Genomic DNA, 12213 nt, shown 5'->3' on the forward strand with positions numbered 1-12213 from the left:
CTTCGGATGCAACAACGCCAGAAATAATTAGGGTCAGAGTCAAATTACTCACCAAGAGCTTTTGATTAACTGACATCGCGCTATGTTTCTTGGCCTGGCGATGGATCGGTAAATCAATTGGTGAATAATTCGACTCTGACCCTAATGAGGTGTGCGACGTGGTTTATTCGACGGCTTTGACCATGGATTCGATTACTTTCTTGGCGTCGCCAAAGACCATCATCGTATTCGGTTGGTAGAACAGTTCGTTGTCCAGGCCGGCATAGCCGGAGGCCATCGAGCGCTTGTTGACGATGATGCTCTTGGCCTTGTAGGCCTCGAGGATCGGCATGCCGGCGATCGCGGACTTGGGATCTTTCGCGGCCGGGTTGACCACGTCGTTTGCGCCCAGCACCAGTACCACGTCGGTCTGGCCGAACTCGCCGTTGATGTCTTCCATCTCCACGACCTGGTCGTAAGGCACCTCGGCTTCGGCCAGCAGCACGTTCATGTGGCCAGGCATGCGGCCTGCCACCGGATGGATCGCGTAGCGCACCTGGACGCCGCGCTCGGTGAGCTTGTCGACCAGCTCCTTGACCGAGTGCTGGGCACGTGCCACCGCCAGGCCGTAGCCCGGGACGATGATCACCGACTCGGCATTTTGCAAGATGAAGGCCGCGTCGTCGGCCGAGCCGGATTTCACCGGCTTTTGCTCCTTGGTAGTGCCATCGTCGACCACCGCTTCGCCGCCAAAGCCGCCCAGCAGCACATTGAAGAACGAGCGGTTCATCGCCTTGCACATGATGTACGAGAGGATCGCGCCGCTCGAACCCACCAGCGAGCCAGCGATGATCAGCATCGAGTTGTTCAGCGAGAAGCCGATACCTGCCGCCGCCCAGCCAGAATAGGAGTTCAGCATCGACACCACCACCGGCATGTCAGCGCCGCCGATCGGGATGATGATCAACACGCCAAGAACGAAGGACAGCGCGGCCATGATGATGAACGGGGTCCAGGCCGGCTCCACGCCGTCGGCGAAGCAGAACACCAGGCCCAGCGCGATCAGCGCGATCGCCAGCACCAAGTTGAGCATGTGCTGGCCCGCGAAGCGCACCGGCGCGCCCTGGAACAGGCGAAACTTGTATTTGCCCGACAGCTTGCCGAAGGCGATCACCGAGCCCGAAAACGTCACCGCGCCGACAAAGGTACCGATGAACAGCTCGAGCCGGTTCCCGAATGGCAGCGGGGTCTCGCGCGTGGCGATGTTGAACGCCCACGGCTCGGACACGGCGGCAATGGCAATGCACACCGCGGCCAGGCCGATCAGCGAGTGCATCGCCGCGACCAGTTCGGGCATCTTGGTCATTTCGACCTTCTTGGCCGCGATCGCGCCGATACTGCCACCCACCACCACGCCCAGGATCACCAGCGGGAAGCCCATGCCGCGCCCGGTGCCGAGTTCGGCCTGCAGCTTGAAGATCAGGGCGACCGTGGTCACCACTGCGATCGCCATGCCGGCCATGCCGAAGGTGTTGCCCAGGCGCGCGGTCGAGGGCGAGGACAGGCCCTTGAGCGCCTGGATGAAGCAGACCGATGCCACCAGGTAGAGCAGGGTCACGAGGTTCATGCTGATGAAATTCATGCCTGTTCTCCCGCCGCCGGCAGCTTGGCTTTCGGCTCCTTTTTCTTGAACATCTCAAGCATGCGCCGCGTGACCATGAAGCCGCCAAAGACGTTGACCGCGGCCAGCGCCACCGCCAGCGTGCCGGCCACTTGTCCGGTGAGTCCTTCGGTGAGGCCGGCTGCCAGCATGGCGCCGACGATGATGATGGCGGAGATCGCGTTGGTCACCGCCATCAGCGGCGTGTGCAGCGCGGGGGTGACGTTCCAGACCACGTGGTAGCCGACGTAGATGGCCAGCACGAAGATGATCAGGTTGATGATGGTGTGGCTGATTTCCATGCTTCGCTCCTAGAATCTGTTCCTGAAACCGATCTGCGCAATCAAGTGCGCAACACCGCGCCGTCCGCGCACACCAGCGTGGCGCGCACGATCTCGTCTTCGCGGTCGATCATGAAATTTCCATCCTTGTCGATGACCAGCTTGAGGAAATCGAGCACGTTACGGGCATACAGTGCCGAAGCATCGGCCGGCACCAGTCCAGCCAGATTCGGCTCGCCGATGATATGAACGCCATGCTTGATCACGGTGCGACCCAGCTCCGTGAGCGGGCAGTTGCCGCCCTGCTCGACGGCCATGTCGACAATGACCGAACCGGGCTTCATCGCCTGAACCGTCTCTTCGGAAATCAATACCGGCGCCTTGCGGCCCGGGATCAGCGCGGTGGTGATGATGATGTCGGCCAGCTTGGCACGCTCGTGCACGAGTTCGGCCTGGCGTCGCATCCAGTCCGCCGGCATCGGGCGCGCGTAGCCGCCCACGCCCTTGGCGATCTCGCGCTCTTCGTCGGTCACGAGCGGCACGTCGATGAACTTGGCGCCGAGCGACTCTACCTGTTCTTTCACGGGCGGGCGCACGTCGGACGCTTCGATCACCGCCCCCAGCCGCTTGGCAGTAGCAATCGCCTGCAGGCCCGCCACGCCCACGCCCATGATCAGGACCCGGGCCGCCTTGACGGTGCCGGCTGCCGTCATCAGCATCGGCATGAAGCGTCCATAGGTGTTGGCCGCCACCATCACGGCCTTGTAGCCGGCGATGTTGGCTTGGCTCGAGAGCACATCCATCGATTGCGCGCGCGAGATGCGCGGCGCGGCCTCGAGAGCAAAGGCGACCAGGCCGGCGCCTGCCATGGCGGCCAGGTTGTCGGTATCGAAAGGATTGAGCATGCCGACCAGGACGGTCCCGGGACGCATCAGGGCGCGCTCGGCATTGTCCGGGCTGCGCACCTTGAGCACCATGTCGGCGCCCAGCGCGCTGGCGGCATCGACAATGGTGGCGCCGGCGGCTTCATAGGCCGCATCGGGAATCGATGCCTGGATACCGGCGCCGGCGCCAACCAGTATCTGGTGGTGCGCGGCCAGCTTCTTGACGGTTTCGGGAGTTGCAGCGACGCGGGTCTCGCCCGGCCGTATCTCGGCCGGTATGCCAATTCTCATGAATCCCTCCGTTCAGTGGACGATATTCTTTCCACCAATCTAACATGTAATGACGAAGATTGCTTAATAACAAATATAAAAAAACCAATCTGGAATTGTGTCGCAAGATGCGGGCTGCAGCCAGACGAACCCATCCGACGTTTGCAGAATATCAAGCCCAATTAACGACATGGGAGCACGGCCAAGCTCGCATGGATGAGCAGAAAACGCTGTTGTCAAGGTAAAATGTCGGCTCATTTTTCGAGGAAGCGCATGACCGATATCTTCAAACCATCCGTGACCGTCGCCGCCATCATCGAGCGCGATGGCCGTTTTCTCCTGATCGAGGAAGAAACGAGCGAAGGCGTGAAGCTGAACCAGCCGGCCGGCCACCTCGATCCGAACGAGTCGCTCGAGCAGGCGGTGGTGCGCGAAGCACTCGAAGAATCCGCGCATGAGTTCATCCCGACCGGCCTGGTGGGCATGTACATGTCGCGCTACCATTCGAAGTCGCGCGGCGCCGACATCACCTACCTGCGCTTCACTTTCTGCGGCGACGCCGGACGCGAATTCGACCAGCCGCTGGACGAAGGCATCTTGCGTACCCTGTGGATGACGCGCGACGAAATCGCCGCCAGCGCCGAACAGCACCGCAGCCCGATCGTGCTGCAGTGCGTGGACGACTACCTGGCTGGCCGGCGCATGCCGCTGGCCCTGCTTTACACCCACCCCTCGGTGTTCGAGGGCGGGATCTAATCAAGACGGAAACAAGATGAGCAAGAAAAAAGTCGTCATCGGCATGTCGGGCGGCGTCGACTCTTCAGTCGCGGCGTGGATGCTCAAGGAGCAAGGCTACGAGGTCATTGGCCTGTTCATGAAGAACTGGGAAGACGACGACGACTCCGAATACTGCTCGACGCGCCAAGACTGGATCGATGCGGCCAGCGTGGCCGACGTGGTAGGTGTCGATATCGAGGCGGTCAATTTCGCCGCCGAGTACAAGGACCGCGTGTTCGCCGACTTTCTGCGCGAGTACCAGGCCGGACGCACGCCCAATCCGGACGTGCTGTGCAACGCCGAGATCAAGTTCAAGGCCTTCCTCGACCATGCGATGAAGCTGGGCGCCGACCTGATCGCCACCGGCCACTATGCGCGGGTGCGCGAGAACGACGGCCGCTTCGAGCTGCTCAAGGCCTTCGACCATACCAAGGACCAGAGTTACTTCCTGCACCGCCTGAACCAGGCGCAGCTCTCGAAGTCGCTGTTCCCGCTGGGCGAGATCCCCAAGACAGACGTGCGCAAGATTGCGCAGCAGCTGCAGTTGCCCAATGCGCAGAAAAAGGATTCGACCGGCATCTGCTTCATCGGCGAGCGCCCGTTCCGCGAGTTCCTGAACCGCTACCTGTCGCACAAGCCGGGACCGATGAAGCTCGATGACGGCACCGTCGTGGGCGAGCATATCGGCCTGTCGTTCTACACGCTGGGGCAGCGCAAGGGCATCGGCATCGGCGGCCTGAAGTCGCACAAGAATGCTGACGGAACCGGCGAGCCATGGTTCGTGGCGCGCAAGGATATCGCCACCAACACGCTGTACATCGTGCAGGGGCATGACCACCCATGGCTGCTGTCGGGCAGGCTCGAAGCCGGCCAGGCCAGCTGGGTCGCGGGCGAAGCACCCGCGCCACGCGCCCTGTCGGCCAAGACCCGCTACCGCCAGGCAGACGTGGCCTGTACCGTGCTGGCCGAAGGAATCGATCGTTTCACGCTCGATTTCACCGAGCGGCAGTGGGCGGTAACGCCCGGGCAGTCGGCCGTGCTGTATGACGGCGATGTGTGCCTGGGCGGAGGAATCATCGACGCCAACAGCGCCGGGTGACGCCAGGAGGGTGGACGGCCAAGCCGCCCATCCTATGAAAGCTCGCGTTGCTCCAGCCACTGCGCCAGCGCCGCCGGCGCCATCGGACGCGCATAGTGATACCCCTGCGCTTCGTCGCAGCCTGCCGCGCGCAGCAGCTGGGCCACCTCGGCGCTCTCCACGCCTTCGGCCACCACCCGGTGGCCAAGGTCGTGCGACAACTTGATCATGGTCGTCACCAGCGCCAGTGTGCGCTCGTCGTTCGCCATGCCGCGCACGAAGGACTGGTCGATCTTGACCACGTCGGCCGACATGTCCTGCAGGTAGGCCAGGCTGCTGTAGCCGGTGCCGAAATCGTCGATAGCGATCTTCACGCCGGCCGCCGTCAACCGCCGCATGGTGTCGTGCGCCGCCTTCGGTTTGCGCATCAGGGCACTCTCGGTCAGTTCCAGTGCCAGGCAAGCGGCCGGCAGCGCATGGCGCGCCAGCCCTGCGAGCACGCGTTCGCAAAAATCCGGTTCTTCCAGGTTCACCGCCGACACGTTGACCGCCACCTGCAGCGCCACCCCGCCGGCGTGCCACGCGGCGAGCTGGCGCAGCGCCGCCGCCAGTACCCACTCTGTGGTGGCGCGCGCCAGCGACGTGGTTTCGATGATCGGAATGAATTCGGCCGGTCCGATGGCGCCGGCCTGCGGATGGTTCCAGCGCAGCAGCGCCTCGACGCCGAGGCAGGCACCATCGGTCAACGATACCTTGGGCTGGAAGGCCAGGTGCAGTTCGTCCGGCTGCGTCAGGGCGCGGCCAAGCTCTCCGATGAGCCAGAAGCGGCGGCGATAGAGGGCATCCTGCTCGGCCGAAAACACCCGCAGCCCGGATTCGGTGTCGCGCGCGTCGTGGGCGGCGCTGTGCAGGTTGCGCAGCACGTCGAGCGGCGCATCCTGGCTGACGGCAAAGCGCACCAGCCCCACCGTGGCGCTGGTCAGGAAGCCAGCCTGGCCGGTCGGGAAGCGCTCTCCCAGCCAGGCCAGCAGCGTGCTGCTAAAGCTTACCAAAGAGGCCCCGAGCGGCGCGAAGAACGCGAACTGGGTCGTGCCCACATGGTAGACCTTGCCGTCGCCGGCAAGGCGGCGCAATGCCGGCACTGCGGCACGCACGGTGTCGTCGAGCCAGGCGCTGCCCATCACGCGCATGGCGTCGTTGAGCTGCTCGGGGCTGGCCAGGCTGACCAGCGCGGCGAGCTGCGGTTCGCCCTCGACCTTGACGATGCCAAGGTCGCGCATGTCGCTGACGAACTGGTTACGGTTGGGCAGACCGCTGAGCGGATCGATCCGGCCCAGCGCGTGCTGCAATTCGATCTGCGCCATCACCATCGCCGCCAGGTCAAGCAGGGTAGCGCGTTCCGCCTCGGTTACCGTGCGCGGCTCGGTTCCGAGCACGCACATCGCCCCCAGGCAGTGCCCGGCCTTGGTGGTCAAGGGCGCCCCAAGATAAAAGCGGATGCCGCTGTCAGCCAGCACGCTGTCGCGGAAATAATCGTCTTCGAGCAGGTCGGGTACCGCCACCAGCTGGCCGCTCTGTGCGACCGTCGCACATGGCGCCTTCAGGCGCGGGATCGCAGCGTGCTCCACGCCCACCTTGGACTTGAACCACTGGCGGTCGACATCGGTCAGCGATACGGCGGCAATCGGCAGCTGGAATAGCTGCGCCGCCATCCGCGTGATGCGGTCGAACGCGTCGTTCGGGGCGGTATCGAGCAGCTGCAACTGCTGCAGGGCGTCGAGGCGGCTGGCTTCATCGGTAACCAGATGGTTCAATGAATTCATGTGAGAAACAAAGACATATTTGACGGAAATGACGATTGTACGTGGAAAAAGCCCGAGAAGTCGGGAGGAGTGTCGCCCAAACCCCGGTTCAATTGCGCATTTTCGTCAATTATGCACAACATCTCGGTTAGAATCCCAGTACTTGCCTTTGAGTCAACCCATGACAGCGCCACCTGACGACGATCCAATCCTGACCACACGCGACGCGGCGCTGCTGCTTGGCGTTGCCGTCAGTACTACCCAGCTGTGGATGGAAAGCGGCGCGCTGCCGGCCTGGAAAACGCCCGGCGGACATCGCCGCGTGCGCCTGAGCAGCGTGCGGCAGCTGCAGATGCAACAGAGCGAAGAAACCGGTATCGCCCCCGAATGCACTACCGAAGGCACAGCGCTGGAAGCGGCGCGGCTGGCGGCACTGGCCGCTTCCGGCTTGATGGATACGCCACCAGAAGAAGTATTCGACCGCCTGGCGCGGCTGGCCGCGCAGTTGACCGATTGCCCGATTGCGCTGATCACCCTGCTGGGCGCGCAGCGCCAGTGGTTCAAGGCGCGCGTCGGCACCGATATCACGGAAACGCCGCGTGAGTGGGCGTTTTGCAGCCATGCGCTGGCCGCGGCGGTTGCCTTCGTGGTGGCCGATGCGCAGGACGATCCGCGCTTTGCCGGCAACCCTCTGGTCACGGGCGAGCCCCATGTGCGCTTCTATGCCGGGATACCGCTGGCCGATGCCCAGGGGCGGCAGCTCGGTACCCTGTGCGTCTTCGACCGCGAACCACGTTGCCTGCGCGAGCGCGAGATGCGCGCGCTGCACGAACTGGCGGCGATCGCGTCTGAAGAGATCGCGCGCCGCACCCAGGTTTAAGGTATGGCGCGGTGGCGATCAAGCCGGGTTGCCCGGTGTCGCCTGCTGCTTTTTCACGAGCGCGATCACGGTGTTGCGGATCGTCTTGAGGACGGTGTCGGCCTTGAACGGCTTGACCACGAAGCCATGCACGCCGCGCGCGACTGCGCCCTCGATGGTGGGTGCGTCAAGCGTGCCCGATACCATGAAGATCATCGCTTTCGGCAGCTGGCTGCGCAATTGCTCGACCACCTGGCTGCCGTCTTCGACCTGCTCGCGCGCGATGCAGACGATTTGCGGGCGGTGCTTCATGGCCAGCGTATAACCGAGCAGCCCGGTGTGGGTCTGCGCCACCACGTCGTAGCCGCCGTCGATCAGCACGGTGTTGAGCAAGCCACGCGAAAGCGCGCTGCTATCCACGATCAAAGCCTTGAGCATCGCAACTTTCCTTTCATCTCAGTGTGACTCATAGGCCAGCATGTTCCAGGTCACGCCCAGCCGTACATCGCGCTTGAGTTCGACCAGCTGGCGCGAGACCTCGAGTATCTCACGCTCGGCGCGCAGCCTCTCGCCCAGCGTCGTCTTGAGAATGCCGGCGCCGGCCACCACCGCTTCCAGGCTGCCATAGGCGTTGAGCAGGCGCGCTGCGGTCTTCATGCCGATCTTGGACACGCCCGGCACGCCGTCGGTCGGATCGCCCATCAGCGCCAGCAAATCGTGCAGCAGTTCGGGCGCCACGCCGAAGCGCTGGCGCACCCAGGCGTCGTCATGCCATTCGTTCTTGAAGTGATCCCATACCAGCGCGCCATGCGCCACCAGAACGTGCAGGTCCTTATCGGTGGTGGCGACGATGGCTTCGCCGCGGCCTTCCTGCAGCCAGCGCATCACGCCGGTAGCGATCACATCATCGGCTTCGACTTCGGGCAGCATCAGGACCTGCAGGCCGGCCTGGCGCAGGCGCTCGAAGAATTCGGGCAGCGCCTCGCGCAGAAAGCCTGGCATCGGCGCGCGGTTCTCGCGGTAGCGCGGGTACAGCGCATGGCGCCAGGTCGCGCCACCGTAGTCGAAGGCGGCCAGCACGTGGGTCGGGGCGTGGGTCTCGAGCAGCATGCGAAACGACGAGAATGCGTGGCGCAGCGCGATGCTGGCCTTCAGGTCGGAGTCCGGTTCGGGACTGGCTTCATAGACGCGGCGGACGATGTTCAGGCCATCGATCGCCAGCAGCTTGCCCTGGGTACTCATGGGGGTAAGTTTATTTAAGCAGGTCGTATTTGCCGCCGCGCTCCAGGGCCCGGACATACGCCGGACGGGCGTGGATCTTTTGCAAGAAGGCTTCGAGTTGCGGATACTGGCTGCCCAGGCCACCGCGCGAGGCGGCCGCCTCCAGCGGAAAACTCATCTGGATATCGGCAGCGGAAAATTCACTGCCGGCGAACCAGGGAGATTTTCCCAGTTCCGCTTCCAGGAACGCGAGCTGGCCGCGGATATTTGGCATGATAAAGGTCTCTTTGACCTTGCGCGCGATGCCGCGCGCAATCGGCTTGGCGAAGAAAGGCATCGGGCCGCTCTCGATGCGGTCGAACACGAGCTTCATCAGCAACGGCGACATGGCGGTGCCTTCGGCGAAGTGGAGATAATAGGTGTAGAGCAGGCGCTCGGGCGTGCCGGCGGCCGGCCGCAGGCGTGCGTTGCCGTAGCGCTCCAGCAGGTACTCGATGATGGCACCGGACTCCGCCACCGTGGCCTCGGCATCGGTGATCACCGGCGACTTGCCGAGCGGGTGGACGGCCTTGAGCTCGGCCGGCGCCAGCATGGTCTTGGGGTCGCGCTGGTAACGCTTGATCTCGTATTCCAGCCCCAGTTCTTCGAGCAGCCACAGGATGCGCTGCGAGCGCGAATTGTTCAGGTGATGGACGACGATCATGAAGGCTTTCGATAAGGTTCGACAAGGCCCGCAGCTTAGCATGTTGTGCGCCTGCCAACAGGCCGGCCAGTGTATCTTCTCTGTATATCCAACGCTCAGGAGACCGTCATGCAGTTGCTTCGAGTCAGTACCGCAATCACCGCCCTGCTGTTTTCAAGCACCCTGTTCGCCGCCGATGCCCCGCCGCTGAAAGCGGCGCATGGCGTATTGGTCGATGCCTCGGGCATGACCGTCTATACCTACGACAAGGATGTGGCCGGCAGTGGCAAGAGCAGCTGCGTCGAGACTTGCGCCCGCAACTGGCCACCGGTCACGGCGCCCGGTGCCCCCCTGGCCGAGCCCTGGTCGATAGTCACGCGCGAGGACGGCAGCAAGCAGCTGGCCTACAAGGGCAAGCCGCTGTATACCTTCATCAAGGACAAGCAAGAAGGCGACAAGAGCGGCGATGGGGTCGGCGGCGCCTGGCATGTGGTGCCCGATCCCGCGCGCTGATCAGGCGCTGGCGGCTTCCAGCCTGCGCCCCGCTAGCGGTGCTGGTGGATCTTGATGACCCGCCCCCTGCCCGGTTCGCCGCTGGACGGCGGCGTCGGTTGCGGCGTGGCGCAGCTTGCGCAGCTGCCGCAGCCGCTGCCGCAACTGGCCGAGGTATCGAGCCACGCCACCAGCCGCTTCGCCCGCGTCGATGCGCGCCCGCCGCCTGACAGGCGGTGCACCAGGGCGCGACGCCAGGATGCGGGCAGATATTTGGCCCCGGCATACAGGGCGGCCACTACGACAATGATTCCGACGAACAGTTCTTGCCAAGGCATGGCCGCTACGCTCCCGTAAAGAACAAGGTGGTGCGATAGACGATGAAGGCGGCCACATAGGCGAGCGCGAACATGTAGCCCGCCATGATCCAGGCAAAACGGCGGCTGCCGGTCTCGCGCGCCACCGTTGCCAGCGTCGGCAGGCAATGCGGTGCATAGACATACCAGGCCAGCAGCGACAGTCCGGTCGCCAGCGACCACGATTGCGCGATCATTGGCGCCAGGGTATTGCCGACCTCGTCCCCGCCCGACAGCGCGTACACGGTACCAAGGGCGCCGACCGCCACTTCGCGCGCGGCCATACCCGGCACCAGGGCGATCGCGATCTCCCAGCCGAACCCGATCGGGGCCAGCAGCACGGCCAGCCCGCGCCCGATCATGCCGGCCACGCTGTAGTAGATATCGGGATGGGCCGCGCCTTCCGGTGCACCCGGGAAGCTCGACAGCAGCCAGAGCAGGATCATCATGGTCAGGATCAGGGTACCGACGCGCTTGAGGAATATTTTGGCGCGCTCCCACAGGCCGGACGCCAGCGCGCCGGGCTGCGGCCAGTGGTAGGCCGGCAGTTCGAGCATCAGCGCCTGCTGTTTATAGGTACTGCGGCGCTTCATGAACCAGGCTACCGCCATCGCGCTCAGGATGCCGGCCATGTAGAGCACGAACAGCACCACGCCTTGCAGGTTGAGGCTGCCGGCAACGCTGCGGTTCGGAATGAAGGCGGCGATCAGCAGCGCATACACCGGCAGCCGCGCCGAGCAGGTCATGAGCGGCGCGATCATGATCGTCACCAGGCGGTCGCGCGGGTTCTGGATCGTGCGCGCGGCCATCACGCCGGGAATCGCGCAGGCGAACGATGACAGCAGCGGCAAGAAGGCGCGGCCCGACAGGCCCACGCTGCCCATGATGCGATCTAACAAAAAGGCCGCGCGCGGCAGGTAGCCGACGTCTTCCAGCAGCAGGATGAAAAAGAACAGGATCATGATCTGCGGCAGGAATACCAGCACGCTGCCGACCCCGGCAATGATGCCGTCGACGATCAGGCTGCGCAGCGGACCCTCGTCCAGCCAGGCGCCGACCAGCTCTCCGAGGCGACCGACGCCCAGCTCGATCAGGTCCATCGGCGCGCCAGCCCAGCTGAACACCGCCTGGAAAATCAGGAACATCAATGCGGCCAGGATCACTGGCCCGAGCACCGGATGCAGCACCACATTGTCGATCTTTTCGGTCAGGTTGCCGCTGTCGGCGCCGGTGGACACGGCCAGGTCGAGGATGCGGCGCACTTCGCGCTGGGTCTCCTCGACCGGCACTTCGTCGATCGCCGACAGCGGCTTGACCTTGACGGTGGCGCCGAACTCCATGCGGTCCAGTTCAGCCAGCAGGGCCTGTTCGCCGCCCGACTGGATGGCGACGGTTTCGACCACCGGCATGCCCAGCGCCGTGGACAGGGTGGCGGTATCGATCCGGATGCCACGCTTCTTGGCGACGTCGACCATGTTCAGGGCCAGCACCATCGGCAGGCCAAGACGGCGCAGTTCGAGCACCAGGCGCAGGTTCAGGCGCAGGTTGGTGGCGTTGACCACGCACAGGATGGCGTCGAGCGGGGCTTCGCCCGCGCGCAGGCCGGCGACGACGTCGCGCGTGATGCCTTCGTCGGGGGTCTGGGCATTGAGGCTGTAAGCGCCCGGCAGGTCGAGCACCCGGAACTGGCGGCCCGCGGGCGATGTGAAGCTGCCTTCCTTGCGCTCGATGGTCACGCCGGCATAGTTCGCGACCTTCTGGCGCGAGCCGGTGAGACGGTTAAAGAGTGCTGTCTTGCCGCAGTTCGGATTGCCGAGCAAGGCGATCAGGGGCGTGCGCGATGCCACCTGCTGTTCCATGACACCCATGCGT

At 64.2% G+C, this 12213-nt stretch carries 13 protein-coding genes; 4 read left to right on the forward strand and 9 right to left on the reverse strand.

Annotation, left to right across the window (positions count from 1 at the left end; genetic code table 11):
* Nucleotides 1–163 precede the first annotated feature (163 nt).
* Genes NRS07_RS18455 through NRS07_RS18465 form a run of 3 tightly spaced genes read right to left on the reverse strand, consistent with a single transcriptional unit; the run spans nucleotide 164 to nucleotide 3095 of the window.
* Nucleotides 164–1621, reverse strand: a complete 1458-nt coding sequence (locus tag NRS07_RS18455; protein WP_259209592.1) for an NAD(P)(+) transhydrogenase (Re/Si-specific) subunit beta — start codon at nucleotides 1619–1621, stop codon at nucleotides 164–166.
* A complete protein-coding gene (locus NRS07_RS18460; RefSeq protein ID WP_259209595.1) occupies nucleotides 1618–1941 on the reverse strand; it encodes an NAD(P) transhydrogenase subunit alpha in 324 nt (107 codons plus the stop codon). The genes NRS07_RS18455 and NRS07_RS18460 overlap by 4 nt, the downstream gene beginning before the upstream one ends.
* Before the next feature lie 41 nt (nucleotides 1942–1982).
* On the reverse strand, nucleotides 1983–3095 hold the full coding sequence (locus NRS07_RS18465; protein WP_259209597.1) for a Re/Si-specific NAD(P)(+) transhydrogenase subunit alpha: 1113 nt from the start codon (nucleotides 3093–3095) through the stop codon (nucleotides 1983–1985).
* A 252-nt stretch (nucleotides 3096–3347) separates the two neighbouring features.
* Between NRS07_RS18465 and NRS07_RS18470 the strand changes: the two genes are divergently transcribed.
* Complete coding sequence (locus NRS07_RS18470) at nucleotides 3348–3830, forward strand: NUDIX hydrolase (protein WP_259209600.1); 483 nt, start codon at nucleotides 3348–3350, stop codon at nucleotides 3828–3830.
* Nucleotides 3831–3846: 16 nt separating this feature from the next.
* Nucleotides 3847–4950, forward strand: a complete 1104-nt coding sequence (mnmA, locus tag NRS07_RS18475; protein WP_259209602.1) for a tRNA 2-thiouridine(34) synthase MnmA — start codon at nucleotides 3847–3849, stop codon at nucleotides 4948–4950.
* A gap of 32 nt (nucleotides 4951–4982) precedes the next feature.
* Here the strand turns inward: mnmA and NRS07_RS18480 are convergent, their stop codons facing one another.
* The gene (locus tag NRS07_RS18480) at nucleotides 4983–6752 is read right to left on the reverse strand and encodes an EAL domain-containing protein (protein ID WP_259209604.1); all 1770 of its coding nucleotides are present in this window, start codon (nucleotides 6750–6752) and stop codon (nucleotides 4983–4985) included.
* Between the two features lie 160 nt (nucleotides 6753–6912).
* Here NRS07_RS18480 and NRS07_RS18485 point away from each other — a divergent pair, with 160 nt between their 5' ends.
* The gene (locus tag NRS07_RS18485) at nucleotides 6913–7611 is read left to right on the forward strand and encodes a GAF domain-containing protein (protein WP_259209608.1); all 699 of its coding nucleotides are present in this window, start codon (nucleotides 6913–6915) and stop codon (nucleotides 7609–7611) included.
* A gap of 18 nt (nucleotides 7612–7629) precedes the next feature.
* Here the strand turns inward: NRS07_RS18485 and NRS07_RS18490 are convergent, their stop codons facing one another.
* The 3 genes from NRS07_RS18490 to NRS07_RS18500 are packed head-to-tail and all read right to left on the reverse strand — an operon-like array spanning nucleotide 7630 to nucleotide 9514.
* On the reverse strand, nucleotides 7630–8028 hold the full coding sequence (locus NRS07_RS18490) for an ANTAR domain-containing response regulator (protein WP_259209610.1): 399 nt from the start codon (nucleotides 8026–8028) through the stop codon (nucleotides 7630–7632).
* Nucleotides 8029–8046: 18 nt separating this feature from the next.
* On the reverse strand, nucleotides 8047–8832 hold the full coding sequence (locus NRS07_RS18495) for a 5'-3' exonuclease H3TH domain-containing protein (protein WP_259209612.1): 786 nt from the start codon (nucleotides 8830–8832) through the stop codon (nucleotides 8047–8049).
* 10 nt (nucleotides 8833–8842) lie between these two features.
* Nucleotides 8843–9514, reverse strand: a complete 672-nt coding sequence (locus NRS07_RS18500; protein WP_259209613.1) for a glutathione S-transferase — start codon at nucleotides 9512–9514, stop codon at nucleotides 8843–8845.
* 108 nt (nucleotides 9515–9622) lie between these two features.
* Between NRS07_RS18500 and NRS07_RS18505 the strand changes: the two genes are divergently transcribed.
* Nucleotides 9623–10006: a hypothetical protein gene (locus NRS07_RS18505; RefSeq protein ID WP_259209615.1), complete on the forward strand. Its 384-nt coding sequence runs from the start codon at nucleotides 9623–9625 to the stop codon at nucleotides 10004–10006.
* Between the two features lie 32 nt (nucleotides 10007–10038).
* Here NRS07_RS18505 and NRS07_RS18510 read toward each other — a convergent pair whose 3' ends face one another.
* Nucleotides 10039–10323, reverse strand: coding sequence for a DUF6587 family protein (locus NRS07_RS18510; protein WP_259209618.1), 285 nt, complete (start codon nucleotides 10321–10323; stop codon nucleotides 10039–10041).
* Nucleotides 10324–10328: 5 nt separating this feature from the next.
* Nucleotides 10329–12209, reverse strand: a complete 1881-nt coding sequence (locus NRS07_RS18515) for a ferrous iron transporter B (protein WP_259209620.1) — start codon at nucleotides 12207–12209, stop codon at nucleotides 10329–10331.
* Nucleotides 12210–12213 lie beyond the last annotated feature (4 nt).

The organism is Massilia sp. H6 (genome assembly GCF_024802625.1).
Classification (GTDB): domain Bacteria; phylum Pseudomonadota; class Gammaproteobacteria; order Burkholderiales; family Burkholderiaceae_D; genus Telluria.

Excerpts from the sequence above, each read along its gene's own strand:
- NRS07_RS18485 (WP_259209608.1), top strand. The coding sequence starts at position 6,913 with ATGACAGCGCCACCTGACGACGATCCAATCCTGACCACACGCGACGCG.
- NRS07_RS18470 (WP_259209600.1), top strand. The coding sequence starts at position 3,348 with ATGACCGATATCTTCAAACCATCCGTGACCGTCGCCGCCATCATCGAG.
- NRS07_RS18510 (WP_259209618.1), bottom strand. The coding sequence starts at position 10,323 with ATGCCTTGGCAAGAACTGTTCGTCGGAATCATTGTCGTAGTGGCCGCC.
- NRS07_RS18515 (WP_259209620.1), bottom strand. The coding sequence starts at position 12,209 with ATGGGTGTCATGGAACAGCAGGTGGCATCGCGCACGCCCCTGATCGCC.
- NRS07_RS18505 (WP_259209615.1), top strand. The coding sequence starts at position 9,623 with ATGCAGTTGCTTCGAGTCAGTACCGCAATCACCGCCCTGCTGTTTTCA.
- NRS07_RS18500 (WP_259209613.1), bottom strand. The coding sequence starts at position 9,514 with ATGATCGTCGTCCATCACCTGAACAATTCGCGCTCGCAGCGCATCCTG.
- NRS07_RS18495 (WP_259209612.1), bottom strand. The coding sequence starts at position 8,832 with ATGAGTACCCAGGGCAAGCTGCTGGCGATCGATGGCCTGAACATCGTC.
- NRS07_RS18460 (WP_259209595.1), bottom strand. The coding sequence starts at position 1,941 with ATGGAAATCAGCCACACCATCATCAACCTGATCATCTTCGTGCTGGCC.
- mnmA (WP_259209602.1), top strand. The coding sequence starts at position 3,847 with ATGAGCAAGAAAAAAGTCGTCATCGGCATGTCGGGCGGCGTCGACTCT.
- NRS07_RS18455 (WP_259209592.1), bottom strand. The coding sequence starts at position 1,621 with ATGAATTTCATCAGCATGAACCTCGTGACCCTGCTCTACCTGGTGGCA.
- NRS07_RS18490 (WP_259209610.1), bottom strand. The coding sequence starts at position 8,028 with ATGCTCAAGGCTTTGATCGTGGATAGCAGCGCGCTTTCGCGTGGCTTG.
- NRS07_RS18465 (WP_259209597.1), bottom strand. The coding sequence starts at position 3,095 with ATGAGAATTGGCATACCGGCCGAGATACGGCCGGGCGAGACCCGCGTC.
- NRS07_RS18480 (WP_259209604.1), bottom strand. The coding sequence starts at position 6,752 with ATGAATTCATTGAACCATCTGGTTACCGATGAAGCCAGCCGCCTCGAC.